The following is a 13,373-nucleotide window of genomic DNA, read 5'->3' on the forward strand; positions in this document are numbered from 1 at the left end:
TCATGCCATTAGAACATATTGTCGTAAAGGGTGCACGTGCCCACAATCTAAAAAATATTGATGTAGTGATTCCGAGGGACAAATTCGTCGTACTGACGGGTTTGTCTGGCTCGGGTAAGTCCTCGCTCGCTTTTGATACCATTTATGCAGAGGGACAACGCCGTTATGTGGAGTCCTTGTCTGCATACGCCCGTCAGTTTCTCGGGCAAATGGACAAGCCGGATGTGGATTCGATTGAGGGACTTTCCCCAGCGATTTCGATTGACCAGAAGACGACAAGCCGCAACCCGCGTTCCACGGTAGGAACGGTTACGGAAATCTACGATTATTTGCGCCTTTTGTATGCGCGTGTCGGGAGAGCGGTCTGCCCTGAGCATGGTATCGAGATTCAATCCCAGACCATTGAACAAATGGTCGATCGGCTGATGGAGTATCCCGAGCGTACGAAAATGCAGATTCTCGCGCCAATGGTGCAAGGTCGCAAGGGAGAGCACGTCAAGCTGTTGGAGGACATCCGCAAGCAGGGCTTTGTCCGTGTGCGCGTTAATGGTGAAATTACTGATCTGTCCGACGACATCAAGCTGGAAAAAAACAAGAAGCATAACATTGAAGTAGTCGTTGACCGCATCGTCGTGAAGCCGGATGTGCAAGCACGGCTGGCAGACTCGTTGGAGACAGCACTTCGCTTGGCAGATGGTAAGGTCATCGTCGATGTGATGGAGCAAGAAGAGTTGTTATTCAGTGAAAAGCATGCTTGTCCGGTATGCGGCTTCTCCATTGGAGATCTGGAGCCACGGATTTTCTCCTTTAACAGTCCGTTTGGTGCTTGCTCCGAGTGTGACGGATTGGGTGTCAAGCTGGAGGTAGACCCAGATATGGTTGTGCCCGATGCGACGAAGACGCTCGATGACGGGGCGATTGGCGCATGGGAGCCGAAGACTTCTACTTACTATCAACAGCTGTTGGAATCAGCTTGCCGTCATTTTAACATTCGGATGGATGTGCCTTATGAGGAGCTTACAGCGGGGCACCGACAAATCTTGATGTACGGCAGTGAAGGCGAAAAGATTCATTTCCGCTATGAGAACGAGTTCGGGCAAGTGCGCGAGGCAGTTGTACCGTTCGAGGGTGTCGTGATCAACCTGCAACGACGTCATCTGGAGACGAGCTCGGATTATATCCGCGAGCAAATCGAAGGCTTCATGAGCCAAAAGGCGTGTCCTGTCTGCAAAGGTCAACGTTTACGTCAAGAGAGCTTGGCGGTAAAGGTCGGGGAGCGCAGCATTTCCGAACTGACTACGCTGTCTATTCTCGATGCGCATCAGTTTGTCGATGGGCTTGAACTGACAGAGCGGGAAACGAAGATTGCGAATCTGATCGTGAAGGAAATCTCAGCTCGACTGAACTTTTTGATTGATGTCGGACTGGATTACTTGACGCTGAGCCGTGCGGCAGGAACGTTGTCCGGGGGAGAGGCGCAGCGTATTCGACTGGCTACGCAGATCGGTTCCAGCCTGATGGGCGTGCTTTACATTTTAGATGAGCCGAGTATCGGACTGCATCAGCGGGATAACGCTCGTCTGATCAAAACGTTGGAGCATATGACCAAGCTGGGAAATACGTTGATCGTCGTGGAGCATGATGAAGATACGATGATGGCTTGCGATTACATTATCGATATTGGTCCAGGCGCGGGAATTCATGGCGGTCAGATCGTATCGGCAGGAACTCCAGAGGAAGTTATGAAGGATTCCAACTCGTTGACCGGTGCTTATTTAAGTGGTCGCAAATTTATTCCCGTCCCGATGGAGCGGCGTAAGCCAACAGACAAATGGATAAAGATTGAGGGCGCGAAGGAAAACAACTTGAAGAACGTGAATGCGAAAATCCCATTGGGGCTTTTTGTAGCCGTGACAGGTGTATCTGGTTCAGGAAAAAGTACGCTCATCAACGGGATTTTGCAAAAGACACTGGCTCGTGATTTGAACAAAGCCAAGGTGAAGCCGGGCGAGCATCGTCGCATCGTGGGGCTGGAGCATCTGGACAAAGTGATTGATATCGACCAATCCCCGATTGGGCGGACGCCGCGTTCTAACCCAGCGACGTATACAGGTGTCTTTGATGATATTCGCGATCTGTTTGCCTCTACCAACGAAGCCAAAGTGCGCGGCTATAAAAAAGGTCGCTTCAGCTTTAACGTCAAGGGCGGTCGTTGTGAAGCGTGCAGCGGTGACGGGATCATTAAAATCGAGATGCACTTTTTGCCGGATGTGTATGTGCCTTGCGAAGTATGCCATGGCAAGCGCTACAACCGCGAGACGCTCGATGTAAAATACAAAGGCAAGAACATTGCAGATGTGCTGGAAATGACCATTGAGGATGGTGTAGAGTTTTTCCGCAACTTGCCAAAGATTGAGCGTAAACTACAGACGATTGTAGACGTAGGGCTAGGATACGTAAAGCTTGGGCAGCCTGCTACGACGCTCTCTGGCGGGGAAGCGCAACGCGTCAAGCTCGCTTCTGAGCTGTATCGACGCAGCACAGGGCGTACGCTTTACATTTTGGATGAACCGACAACTGGTCTGCATACGGATGACATTGATCGTTTGTTGAAGGTACTGCAACGATTGGTGGAAAACGGGGAGACGGTGCTAGTCATCGAGCACAATCTCGATGTGATCAAGACGGTGGACTACATCGTAGATTTAGGTCCAGAGGGCGGTACCCGCGGCGGAGAGATTATCGGAACGGGTACACCGGAAGAAGTGGCACAATTGGAAGGCTCGTACACGGGTATCTATTTGAAGCCGATTTTGGAACGCGATAAAGAACGGACGAATGCCAAGCTAGAGCAATTCGTTTCGAAGTAATCGATAGACAGCCTCCCTGATTCAGGGAGGCATCTTTGCTAGGTGGACGCATAGGGGGAGGAAGAGATGAATTACGTAAAAGAAGCTCTCGCCGCACTACCTGCCGATCTGGTGGCAGAAGCACAGAAGCGCTTTGATGGACAAGATCCTGCACATGATTGGCAGCATAATTTGCGTGTGATGGCGATGTGTGAGCGGATTGGCCGCGAGGAAGGGGCAAAAATGGAAGTGCTGCGCCTCGCTGCATTGCTGCATGATATCGGGAGAGCAGAAGAACGGCAAACAGGTGAGTGTCATGCCGAAATCAGCGCAAGACTAGCAGGGGAATGGCTATCAGAACGCAGTATGACGGAAGTATTCATCTCACATGTACAGTCTACGATTCTCGCCCATCGTTTTCGCAAAGAACGACCTCCGCATACCTTGGAAGAAAAGATCTTGTTTGATGCTGACAAGCTGGATTCGATTGGGGCTATTGGAGTGGCTCGGGTTTTTGCTTATACTGGAGTTATTGGGCAACCCATACAATCGGATGACCCCAATCAGCATACACCTTATAAGGAATATACTTGGAAGCTGCAGCGCATCAAAGACAAGCTTTTCACCAAGACTGCTCAGAAAATCGCCGAAGACAGGCATCGATTCATGACTAATTTTTTTGAGCAATGGGAATGGGAAGTAACGGGGATTCGCTAATTGTTGCGCGATGGCAAGACTGTATAGGGGGAATGCACCATGAGCCGCTGGATAATCAAAATGCTTTTAAATGGGGCTGCGCTACTTTTAATCAGCAGTTGGTTCCATTCCATTCATGTCGCGAATTTCACAGTAGCACTATGGGCTACGTTGATTTTGGGGATGGTCAACACAGTGATTCGGCCAATCCTGCTGTTTTTTACGTTTCCCTTGCAGGTATTGACGATCGGTTTGTTCTGGTTTGTCATTAATGCCGTGACGTTTGCGTTGACTGCCTATTTTATTGATGGATTTGAAGTGGGGCCATGGCCTGACAACATTGGCACTGTCATCGTGGCAGCAGCACTAATGAGCATTTTTGGCTACCTCATTGAAGTTGTGGTAGGGATGAAAAAAGAAAAGAGGTTGTAGGTGTCAAAAAACCCCGTATTCTCTCAAATGAGTCGCGGGGTTTTTGCCTAATAAGGATGCGAGGTCTTATTAGGTTGTCGTAAGCACAGAGGTTTCGATACAATAGAGACACAACCATAGGGACGGAAAATCCCATGTGAGGGGGAAGCTTCATGCGTAAGACGAATGTGAGCCATCTAGTGGACCATTTCAATATGACGATCTTGAGCGGAGATGAAGGCTTGGGACGTGAAATTACCGTAACGGATTTGAGTCGTCCCGGCCTGCAGTTAGCCGGTTACTATTCGTACTTTGCGGAAGAGCGGATTCAATTGTTCGGCTTGACGGAAATCAACTTTTTTCAGACGCTGACCCCAGAGGAACGGCTGGAACGGATGAACTTCCTCATGCAAGGACAGGTTCCTTGCTTCTGTGTGACCCGTAATCAGATGGTGCCTGAAGAGATGATTGACGTTTCCAATCGGTTGGGGGTACCTGTACTTCAGTCCCCTCTGGCGACTACGACGTTAGTCGGTAAAGTGACCAACTTCCTGGAGAATCGACTGGCTCCAACGACGACGATCCATGGGGTACTCACAGATATTTACGGAGTTGGTGTCCTGATTATGGGATCGAGCGGGATCGGGAAGAGTGAAGCCGCACTTGAGCTTGTAAAACGCGGTCACCGACTCGTAGCAGATGACGCAGTGGAGATTAAGCAGACACAAGGCGGGCAATTAAGCGGTAGCGCCCCTGAGCTGATTCAGCATCTCTTGGAAATCCGCGGTGTAGGGATTATCAACATTATGACGATGTTTGGTGCAGGTGCCGTGCGCAATGTAAAGAACATCGAGATGGTTGTTCAGCTAGAGCTGTGGGAGCCGCATAAAATGTACGAGCGGTTGGGGCTCGATGAGGAAACCTTGAAGATCATGGATACTGAAATTCCGATTATTACTGTTCCTGTTCGACCAGGACGAAATCTGGCAGTCATCATTGAGGTTGCGGCGATGAACTTCCGTCTGAAACGGATGGGTTACAACGCAGCGATGCACTTCACACGGAAACAGTCGAATGCCATTTTAGAAGATGCCGATTCTGACTTGTAGGAGAAAGAGACGCATATGAGGAAGACAACACGTTATCCCGTAAATGGGGTAAACCCGCTTTGGCACATGTATCGAACGGTAAGCTTCTGGAAAGTCATGAAAAATTTTATCGTCATCCAACTCTCCAGATATACGCCGATCGTTTCGTGGAAGAACTGGATGTATCGCACATTTTTGCGTATGGAAGTAGGGCAGCATAGTGCGGTTGCGTTGATGGTGATGATGGATATCATGTTTCCTGAGAAAATCAAGATCGGTCGTAATTGCGTGATCGGGTACAATACGACCATACTTGCGCATGAATATTTGATAGATGAATACCGTTTGGGAGAAGTGATTATTGAGGATGCTGTCCTAGTGGGGGCCAACACTACGATTTTACCTGGCGTAACGATTGGAAAAGGGGCCATTGTCGCAGCGGGTACGGTTGTTCATAAAGATGTCCCGCCTGGCGCCTTTGTGGGTGGGAACCCCATGCAGCTCATTCGAACGAAAGCTTCAGAGGAAGAAGTGATGTAGCGTCTCTTCCATTATGATTGACCGTCAGGTGTTTACCCTGACGGTTTCTTTATTTTGCGTTAAATTGCCCGACTATTCTTATCTTGGTTGACCTCAGATTCTCGACGTGGTAATCTTCTTCATAACACTTTAGTTTGTTACCATATTAGCAGAGTAAAGCGAATGTGATGGAGGGAACAATAATGGCAAAGCCGTTGGGATTCGAAAAACCGCTCGGGATGCGGGACATACTGCCGGAATCACTGGCGAAACAACGGCACTTGGAGTGGGAGCTGCGGCAGTGTATCGAGAGATGGGGCTATGACGAAATATCCACCCCCTCTCTGGAATACTTCGATACGGTAGGAGCAGCAAGTGCGACGCTGACGGACCGGATGTTTCGCCTCATGGATAAACAAGGACACACCGTAGTCCTGCGACCAGATATGACGACGCCAATTGCAAGGGTTGTGTCCTCTCTATATAAAGATGTTCCATTGCCAATTCGGTTGTTTTATCAGGCAAATGTGTTTCGGGCACAAGAAAAGGAAGCGGGACGGAATGCAGAGTTTTCACAAACCGGCATCGAGCTGATCGGAGATGCGTCTGTTGATGCAGATGCGGAAGCAATTGCGCTTGCTGTGTTTTGCTTGCGGGCAGCGGGTGTGGAGACGTTTCGCATTGCCATTGGGCATGTCGATTTCGTAGACGGTCTTTTGGAGGAAGAGTTTGAGGATGAGCATGTTCGCAATCAATTCCGCCAGTTTTTGTACGAGCGGGACTTCGTTGGTTTCCGGCAGCTACTCGAGGCAGTAGACATCCGTACGGAGGCAAAAAGCCGATTGGAATCCTTGTTGCGCCTGCAAGGGGGAAAAGGGAAGATTGAGGTCGCCCGCGAACTGGCAGGCAACGGAAAGGCAGGGAGGGCAGTCGAGACGATTGCTTCCTTGTGGGAGTCATTAGAAGCCTACGGAGTGACGGAAGATTTGTTGATCGATTTCAATCTGATCATCAATTTGAACTACTATACAGGCGTCGTTTTCGAAGGATACGCTGCAGACTTAGGCTCCCCGCTATTGGGCGGAGGGCGCTACGATCAATTGCTCTCTCAATTTGGGCGTGCTGCATCCGCTACAGGTTTTGCGATCAAGATGGATCGGCTACTTCAAGTCACTCCTTTCGTAAAAAGGCAAGCACCTGCGCGAGTTCTGCTGGTTTACACGGAGGATTGCCGCGGCGCCGCTTTGGCAGAGGCACAGCAATTGCGTGAGAACGGGCTCGTGGTGGTGACACGTCTCGTCTCCAAGAGCGATGAGACACAGGTTGGACAAGAAGCGGGATATACCAAGGTCATTTGCATGACACAACAGGAGGAGTAGGAGATGGCACTGACTAAAAACGACCAAAAACTGACGATCGCCATGCCAAAAGGGCGGATTTTTGAAGAGGCCATCCACTTCCTCCAGCAGGCTGGCTTGCAGGTCACTGCGGAGTTGCAAGATTCTCGTAAACTGATCATCCCTGTGGAAAATGCCAAGCTTGAATTCATTATGGCGAAGCCTACCGATGTTCCTACTTATGTAGAGTATGGGGTAGCTGACGTTGGAGTGGTCGGCAAGGATGTTTTATTGGAAGAAGAACGAGATGTTTATGAGCTGTTGGATTTGCATATCGGCTATTGTCGCATGATGGTAGCGAGTTTGCCAGACTGGAAACCGACGGAAGCGTTGCGTGTTGCGACGAAATATCCGAAGATTGCGTCACAATATTTTCGTGAGCAGGGACAGCAGGTTGAGGTTATCAAGCTGAATGGTTCAGTAGAGCTCGCACCGATGATTGGACTGGCTGATCGTATTGTGGATATTGTCTCGACAGGTAGGACACTGCGGGAAAATGGCTTAGTCGAACTGGAGAGCATTTGTGAAATTACGACGAGGCTGATTGCCAATCGAGCCAGCTATCGGATGAAAAGTGAAGCAGTGGACGAGATTGCCGGAAAATTTTTAGAGGTCATTCCTCGCGGGAACTAGAGAAAAAAGGGGAGACAGCCATGCGTATCATGTCAGCCAGCCAATATGACGGGAAACGATCGGTAGACGTAGGGACGAGAGAACAGCAAGAAGCGGTAAAAGCCATTCTCACGTCGGTTCGCCAGCAAGGGGACGAGGCATTGCGCTATTATACAGAACGGTTTGATCGTGTGCATCTACAAAGCTTCCGTGTGAGCGAAGCTGAATTTGCGGAAGCAAGTGAGCTCGTTTCTCCAAAAGTCAAAGCGGCATTGGAGGAAGCAGGCGAAAATATTCGGGATTTTCACGAGCGGCAGGTGCGTCAGTCCTGGTTTACCACCAAAGAGAGTGGCACATTGCTGGGTCAACTGATACGCCCGTTGCAGCGCGCTGGATTGTATGTACCAGGCGGAACGGCAGCTTATCCTTCCAGCGTATTGATGAATGCCATCCCTGCCAAAATCGCAGGTGTTCCGCAAGTCGTCATTACGACACCACCAGGAGCTGATGGGAAAATCAACCCTGCGATACTCGTTGCGGCCCAATTTGCAGGCGTAACCGAGATATACAAGGTCGGCGGAGCACAGGCGATTGCGGCACTGACCTACGGAACGGAACAAATCAAAGCGGTCGATAAAATTGTTGGACCCGGTAATATTTTCGTGGCACTGGCAAAGCGAGAAGTTTTCGGATTGGTCAGTATCGACATGGTGGCAGGACCTAGTGAAATTGCTGTGATCGCAGATGAGACGGCCAACCCGCGTTACGTTGCGGCAGACCTGCTGTCTCAAGCCGAGCATGATCCGATGTCAGCCGCGATATTGGTTACGACATCGCAAGCGTTGGCGGAGCAGGTGTCACAGGAAGTTGAGCGACAGCTTGCCGATCTCCCACGCCAATCTATTGCGGAAGCGGCGATACGCGACTACGGCGCTATTTTGCTCGTCGACGATTTGGACGAAGGGTTTGCCGTCATCAACCGTATCGCACCCGAGCATTTGGAAATCATGACTGTGGAGCCGTTCGAGCATCTCGGAAAAGTGGAAAATGCAGGTGCGATTTTCCTCGGCCCATACAGTTCAGAGCCAGTCGGTGATTATTTTGCCGGTACCAATCATGTGATTCCTACGAATGGAACGGCGCGATTTTCCTCGCCTTTATCCGTTGATGATTTTATCAAGAAATCGAGTGTTGTTTCCTACAGCAAGCGAGATTTGCGAGACAATGGACATAAAATTGTAGCACTGGCCGAGCAGGAAGGACTGTCTGGGCACGGTCGAGCTATCCTTGCGCGATTACGAGATTTTGAGAGCGAAGAGCAGGAGAGTGAAAAGAGATGAGTGAAGGGAAACAACGTACAGCACAAATCGAACGCAATACGAATGAGACGCAGATCGCGCTTTCCTTTGGGGTAGACGGCTTGGGTGAGAGCAAGCAAAATTCAGGTGTTCCCTTTTTGGATCATATGCTAGACCTGTTTACCCGACACGGACATTTTGACCTGACTGTCAAGGCCAAGGGAGATATCGAAATCGACTATCACCACACCGTGGAGGATATCGGGATTTGTCTTGGGCATGCGCTGCGGGAAGCGTTGGGAGACAAGAGGGGCATCAAGCGTTATGGTAATGCTTTTGTCCCGATGGATGACGCGCTAGCTCAGGTCGTCATTGACATCAGCAACCGTCCTCATCTGGAATATCGAGCTACTTATCCTACGAATATGGTTGGTCAGTTTCCGACTGAGCTGGTACACGAATTTTTGTGGAAGCTCGCACTGGAGGCCCGGATCAATCTGCATGTGATCCTGCACTACGGTCACAATACGCACCACATGATCGAGGCGATTTTCAAAGCGCTGGGCCGTGCACTGGATGAAGCGACGACGATCGATCCGCGTGTAAAAGGGGTCCCGTCAACAAAAGGGGTTTTGTAACATGATCGGCATCATCGATTACGGCATGGGGAATTTGTACAGCTTGAGCAAGGCATTGGAAAGGCTAGGCTATTCTTACGAGTTCGTATCTCAGGCAGAGCGTCTGAAAGATTACAGCGGGTTGATTTTGCCGGGAGTCGGGGCGTTCGGGGATGCTATCGTCAACATACGTGAGCTTGGACTAGAGCAAGCGATCAAGGGATACGCAGCATCTGGTCGTCCGATCTTGGGCATTTGTCTCGGAATGCAGCTTTTATTTGAGAAGAGTGTGGAGCATGGCGAGCATACGGGCTTGGGACTGCTTGGTGGTGAGGTCGTTCGTTTTTGCGGAGATTACAAAGTACCGCACATGGGCTGGAACCAACTGATGATCAAGCAAAAGCAACCGTTACTAGACGGTGTGCAGGATGGTGATTACGTCTATTTTGTCCATTCGTATCATGTCTTGTGCCAGTCTGATGTCTTGCTTGCGACGAGTGACTATCACCAGGAGGTCACGGCCATTGTGAATCGTGACAACGTATACGGTATGCAGTTTCACCCAGAAAAGAGCGGAGAGACAGGAATGCTGCTGTTGCGTAACTTTGCCGTTCAATGCGAGGGGGTTTTGACATGAGCTTTATCATATATCCAGCGATCGATATTCGCGGGGGCAAGTGTGTCCGACTTTTCCAAGGAGATTACGGGCAAGAGACGGTGTACGCTGATTCGCCGCTCGCGATGGCGAAACGCTGGGTTGAGCAAGGTGCGTCCTGGGTTCACCTCGTAGATTTGGACGGGGCAAAGGAAGGGCTGCCTGCAAATGCAGCGCTCATTAAAGAGATAGCGCGCTCGATCTCTGTACCCGTGCAGGTTGGAGGCGGCATTCGCACAGAAGAGCAGATCGCGGACTATTTGGAAGCGGGTGTCGCGCGCGTGATCGTCGGGACTGCTGCGATTGAAGACGAGCCATTTACGAAGCGAATTCTTCAAAACTATGGGGACAAAATCGCAATTGGTCTGGACTGCCGGAATGGGCTGGTGGCAACCAGAGGTTGGTTGACCACGACAGATGTGCAAGCGACAGAGCTGGCCAAACGGTTGGTTACCTACGGCGCAGAGACGTTTATTTACACCGATATCGCACGTGATGGCACGATGACAGGACCCAATGTAGAAGAAATTGCAGCCTTGGCGATAGCTACAGGTAAATCGGTGATAGCCTCAGGAGGTGTCAGCCAATTGGATGACTTGTTGACGCTGGCTGTCCATGCATCAGACGGAGTCTCTGGCGCCATTGTTGGCAAAGCACTCTACACGGACGCTTTTACATTGGAAGAAGCGCTCCAGCGTATGGAGGGGCGTGAATCGCATGCTGGCTAAACGAATCATTCCGTGTCTCGATGTAAAAGACGGACGGGTGGTAAAAGGCGTGCAGTTCGTCGGATTGCGCGATGCAGGAGACCCGGTTGAACTGGCAAAAAAATATAGCGAAGAGAGAGCAGATGAGCTGATCTTTCTCGATATTTCTGCGTCCCACGAAGGGCGCAAGACGATGGTGGATGTCATCGAGAAAACAGCGGCGAACATTACGATTCCTTTCACGGTTGGTGGCGGCATTAACAGCGTCGACGATATGAAAAGGATATTGCGTGCGGGTGCGGACAAAATCTCGCTGAATACAGCGGCTGTGTTGCGTCCGGAATTGATCCGCGAGGGAGCGACGGTCTTCGGTTCACAATGTATCGTCGTGGCGATTGACGCGAGGAGTGTCGGGGAAGATCGCTGGGAAGTGTATACCCAAGGTGGAAGGAATGCGACGGGGCGGGACGTCATCCGTTGGGCGCAAGAGGCAGAAGCGCTCGGAGCTGGCGAAATCCTTTTGACCAGCATGGACGACGATGGAGAAAAGAAAGGATTTGGACTCGAATTGACCAAGCGGGTATCAGAAGCAGTCGGGATTCCGGTCATTGCTTCAGGTGGTGCTGGCTCAAGGGAACATTTTTACGATGTGTTGACCCGAGGAAAGGCAGATGCCGCGCTAGCCGCTTCCATTTTTCACTATGACGAGACGTCGATTCACTCGGTCAAAGAGTATTTGCAAACCAAAGGAGTTGTCGTACGACCATGACAGGAGCAGAAGAGTTTGCAGTGGAAAAATTGCGTTTTGACGAAAAGGGCTTGATCCCTGTCATTGTGCAGGATGCCGGCAGCAATATAATTCTGACGCTTGCCTATATGAATGAAGAATCGCTACAAAAGTCACTGGCTACTAAAGAAACATGGTTTTGGAGCCGGTCCAGACAACGATTGTGGCACAAGGGTGAGACCTCGGGTCATACGCAGCGGATTGTCTCTATGCGTTATGATTGCGACGGAGATGCACTGGTTGTGATGGTCGAGCCGAGTGGTCCTGCTTGTCATACAGGAGCCTACAGCTGTTTCTCGACGGATGTTCTCCCCCAAACAGATGGTGAGCCGGTACATGCAGATCGGTTTGCGATTTTGAGTGAGCTCGAAGAACTGATTGCTGCGCGAGAGGCAGAGCGCCCGGAAGGCTCTTATACCACCTACTTGTTCGAAAAAGGTGTAGACAAAATCCTGAAAAAGGTTGGGGAAGAGGCTGCTGAGGTCATTATTGCAGCGAAAAATCGAAATCGTGAGGAGCTGCGGTATGAGGCATCTGATCTGATCTTTCACTTGATGGTTTTGTTGCGGGAGCAAAATCTGCCGCTGGCTGAAGTACTGAAGGAGCTTCAGAGGCGTCGTTAACAGATAAAGCAATAACCACCTCTGTTTCCAGAGTGTGGTTTTTTTGTTAGAATAATTGGTATCTTACTTGCGGAAGGTGTGGTGACCATGAACAAATTCAAACTCACTTCAATCCAAAAAAACTCCATTTTCAAACACCAATCGAAGGGTAGGATAAGACATGATCAAAGGGAATTTGGTAGAGTTACGACCAGTTATTGCTGAGGATATGGAGAGACTGTTCCATTGGCGCAACGATGAGGAAGCGGCCAAATGGGCAGCAGGCTCAGGTCTGGTAACATACAGTTATATTTCGCTCGACTCACTGCGAGCCATGTATGAGGAAAACGTTCGTGCTTCACGGCTGGATGACAAATTAAAGAGTTTTGTATTCTCTGTCTATACCTTGGACGGAGAGCATATCGGCAATTGTGATTACCGAGAAGTGAATCCCATTACGCGGACAGCCACAATTGGCATTGCGATCATGGCAAAGGAGTACTGGAGCAAGGGCTACGGTACAGATACATTGCGACTCCTGCTCGACTTTCTCTTTTCCAAGCTGAACTTGAATCGGGTGCAACTGGATACGTGGAGCGGAAATGCTCGTGCCATTCGCGCCTATGAAAAATCAGGGTTTGTTATAGAAGGACGACTGCGCCAAAATGAATATGTAGACGGACAATATTATGACACCATCATGATGGGGCTGCTGCGCGAAGAGTTTTACCAGCAAGCAAAGGAATAATAAGTCCCTGTGTATTTTTCGCTAGCGGCATTTGCATAAGGGGGGAAGAATTTGTGCAATAAAAGAGGGCATTGGCTTCTCCTTCTGCCTTTTTTGTGTAGTCCAAACCTGAATATAGTAGAGATATTTGATAGAAAGAGCGAGATGTTTTGCTCGCTCTTTTTCCTTTCGTTTCGCGGTATTCTAGCTGTTTCTCGTTTTCCGATAAAAAAACTTTTAAAATCACTCTTGATTTAGAATTTTATATGTGATAGATTATTCCTTGTCGCCAAGAACGACGACAAAATACGAGAAAAGAAAACGAGATTCGATAAAAAACTTCTTGACTCGTAAATAACGAACGTGATAAGATGTAAAACGTTCGACAAAAAATGCTCTTTGAAAACT

At 49.7% G+C, this 13,373-nt stretch carries 14 protein-coding genes; all 14 read left to right on the forward strand.

All coding sequences use genetic code 11. The features are described from left to right. Positions 1-2: 2 nt before the first annotated feature. The 14 genes from uvrA to C7R93_RS06885 all read left to right on the forward strand — a co-directional run bounded on the left by uvrA (position 3) and on the right by C7R93_RS06885 (position 12,986). Positions 3-2,870, forward strand: a complete 2,868-nt coding sequence (uvrA, locus tag C7R93_RS06820; protein ID WP_106838101.1) for an excinuclease ABC subunit UvrA — start codon at positions 3-5, stop codon at positions 2,868-2,870. 66 nt (positions 2,871-2,936) lie between these two features. After that, on the forward strand, positions 2,937-3,566 hold the full coding sequence (locus C7R93_RS06825; protein ID WP_106838102.1) for an HD domain-containing protein: 630 nt from the start codon (positions 2,937-2,939) through the stop codon (positions 3,564-3,566). Between the two features lie 39 nt (positions 3,567-3,605). After that, positions 3,606-3,977 (forward strand): phage holin family protein, encoded by a 372-nt coding sequence (locus tag C7R93_RS06830; protein ID WP_106838103.1) that lies wholly within the window; start codon positions 3,606-3,608, stop codon positions 3,975-3,977. A 152-nt stretch (positions 3,978-4,129) separates the two neighbouring features. Continuing rightward, positions 4,130-5,065: an HPr(Ser) kinase/phosphatase gene (hprK, locus tag C7R93_RS06835; RefSeq protein WP_106838104.1), complete on the forward strand. Its 936-nt coding sequence runs from the start codon at positions 4,130-4,132 to the stop codon at positions 5,063-5,065. A gap of 15 nt (positions 5,066-5,080) precedes the next feature. After that, entirely contained in the window at positions 5,081-5,584 is a 504-nt protein-coding gene (locus C7R93_RS06840; protein ID WP_106838105.1) for an acyltransferase, read from the forward strand. Between the two features lie 182 nt (positions 5,585-5,766). After that, positions 5,767-6,942 carry an ATP phosphoribosyltransferase regulatory subunit gene (locus C7R93_RS06845; RefSeq protein WP_106838106.1) on the forward strand — a complete coding sequence of 392 codons (1,176 nt, stop codon included), beginning with the start codon at positions 5,767-5,769 and terminating at the stop codon, positions 6,940-6,942. Between the two features lie 3 nt (positions 6,943-6,945). Further along, complete coding sequence (hisG, locus tag C7R93_RS06850; RefSeq protein ID WP_106838107.1) at positions 6,946-7,593, forward strand: ATP phosphoribosyltransferase; 648 nt, start codon at positions 6,946-6,948, stop codon at positions 7,591-7,593. 20 nt (positions 7,594-7,613) lie between these two features. Next, positions 7,614-8,912: a histidinol dehydrogenase gene (gene hisD, locus C7R93_RS06855; RefSeq protein ID WP_106838108.1), complete on the forward strand. Its 1,299-nt coding sequence runs from the start codon at positions 7,614-7,616 to the stop codon at positions 8,910-8,912. Next, positions 8,909-9,508 (forward strand): imidazoleglycerol-phosphate dehydratase HisB, encoded by a 600-nt coding sequence (gene hisB / locus C7R93_RS06860; protein ID WP_106838109.1) that lies wholly within the window; start codon positions 8,909-8,911, stop codon positions 9,506-9,508. Before hisD ends, hisB begins: the two co-directional genes overlap by 4 nt. A gap of 1 nt (position 9,509) precedes the next feature. Further along, a complete protein-coding gene (hisH, locus tag C7R93_RS06865; protein ID WP_106838110.1) occupies positions 9,510-10,124 on the forward strand; it encodes an imidazole glycerol phosphate synthase subunit HisH in 615 nt (204 codons plus the stop codon). Next, positions 10,121-10,870: a 1-(5-phosphoribosyl)-5-[(5-phosphoribosylamino)methylideneamino]imidazole-4-carboxamide isomerase gene (hisA, locus tag C7R93_RS06870; protein WP_106838111.1), complete on the forward strand. Its 750-nt coding sequence runs from the start codon at positions 10,121-10,123 to the stop codon at positions 10,868-10,870. The genes hisH and hisA overlap by 4 nt, the downstream gene beginning before the upstream one ends. Next, a complete protein-coding gene (gene hisF / locus C7R93_RS06875; protein WP_106838112.1) occupies positions 10,860-11,618 on the forward strand; it encodes an imidazole glycerol phosphate synthase subunit HisF in 759 nt (252 codons plus the stop codon). Before hisA ends, hisF begins: the two co-directional genes overlap by 11 nt. Then, positions 11,615-12,259, forward strand: coding sequence for a bifunctional phosphoribosyl-AMP cyclohydrolase/phosphoribosyl-ATP diphosphatase HisIE (gene hisIE / locus C7R93_RS06880; RefSeq protein WP_106838113.1), 645 nt, complete (start codon positions 11,615-11,617; stop codon positions 12,257-12,259). Before hisF ends, hisIE begins: the two co-directional genes overlap by 4 nt. Positions 12,260-12,419: 160 nt before the next feature. Then, positions 12,420-12,986, forward strand: a complete 567-nt coding sequence (locus C7R93_RS06885) for a GNAT family N-acetyltransferase (RefSeq protein WP_106838114.1) — start codon at positions 12,420-12,422, stop codon at positions 12,984-12,986. Positions 12,987-13,373 lie beyond the last annotated feature (387 nt).

The sequence above is a fragment of the Brevibacillus fortis genome (genome assembly GCF_003013395.1).
Lineage (GTDB): Bacteria > Bacillota > Bacilli > Brevibacillales > Brevibacillaceae > Brevibacillus > Brevibacillus fortis.

What these genes read in the sequence shown, in the direction of transcription:
- uvrA (WP_106838101.1), top strand. Translation starts at nt 3, where the DNA reads ATGCCATTAGAACATATTGTCGTAAAGGGTGCACGTGCCCACAATCTA.
- C7R93_RS06825 (WP_106838102.1), top strand. Translation starts at nt 2,937, where the DNA reads ATGAATTACGTAAAAGAAGCTCTCGCCGCACTACCTGCCGATCTGGTG.
- C7R93_RS06830 (WP_106838103.1), top strand. Translation starts at nt 3,606, where the DNA reads ATGAGCCGCTGGATAATCAAAATGCTTTTAAATGGGGCTGCGCTACTT.
- hprK (WP_106838104.1), top strand. Translation starts at nt 4,130, where the DNA reads ATGCGTAAGACGAATGTGAGCCATCTAGTGGACCATTTCAATATGACG.
- C7R93_RS06840 (WP_106838105.1), top strand. Translation starts at nt 5,081, where the DNA reads ATGAGGAAGACAACACGTTATCCCGTAAATGGGGTAAACCCGCTTTGG.
- C7R93_RS06845 (WP_106838106.1), top strand. Translation starts at nt 5,767, where the DNA reads ATGGCAAAGCCGTTGGGATTCGAAAAACCGCTCGGGATGCGGGACATA.
- hisG (WP_106838107.1), top strand. Translation starts at nt 6,946, where the DNA reads ATGGCACTGACTAAAAACGACCAAAAACTGACGATCGCCATGCCAAAA.
- hisD (WP_106838108.1), top strand. Translation starts at nt 7,614, where the DNA reads ATGCGTATCATGTCAGCCAGCCAATATGACGGGAAACGATCGGTAGAC.
- hisB (WP_106838109.1), top strand. Translation starts at nt 8,909, where the DNA reads ATGAGTGAAGGGAAACAACGTACAGCACAAATCGAACGCAATACGAAT.
- hisH (WP_106838110.1), top strand. Translation starts at nt 9,510, where the DNA reads ATGATCGGCATCATCGATTACGGCATGGGGAATTTGTACAGCTTGAGC.
- hisA (WP_106838111.1), top strand. Translation starts at nt 10,121, where the DNA reads ATGAGCTTTATCATATATCCAGCGATCGATATTCGCGGGGGCAAGTGT.
- hisF (WP_106838112.1), top strand. Translation starts at nt 10,860, where the DNA reads ATGCTGGCTAAACGAATCATTCCGTGTCTCGATGTAAAAGACGGACGG.
- hisIE (WP_106838113.1), top strand. Translation starts at nt 11,615, where the DNA reads ATGACAGGAGCAGAAGAGTTTGCAGTGGAAAAATTGCGTTTTGACGAA.
- C7R93_RS06885 (WP_106838114.1), top strand. Translation starts at nt 12,420, where the DNA reads ATGATCAAAGGGAATTTGGTAGAGTTACGACCAGTTATTGCTGAGGAT.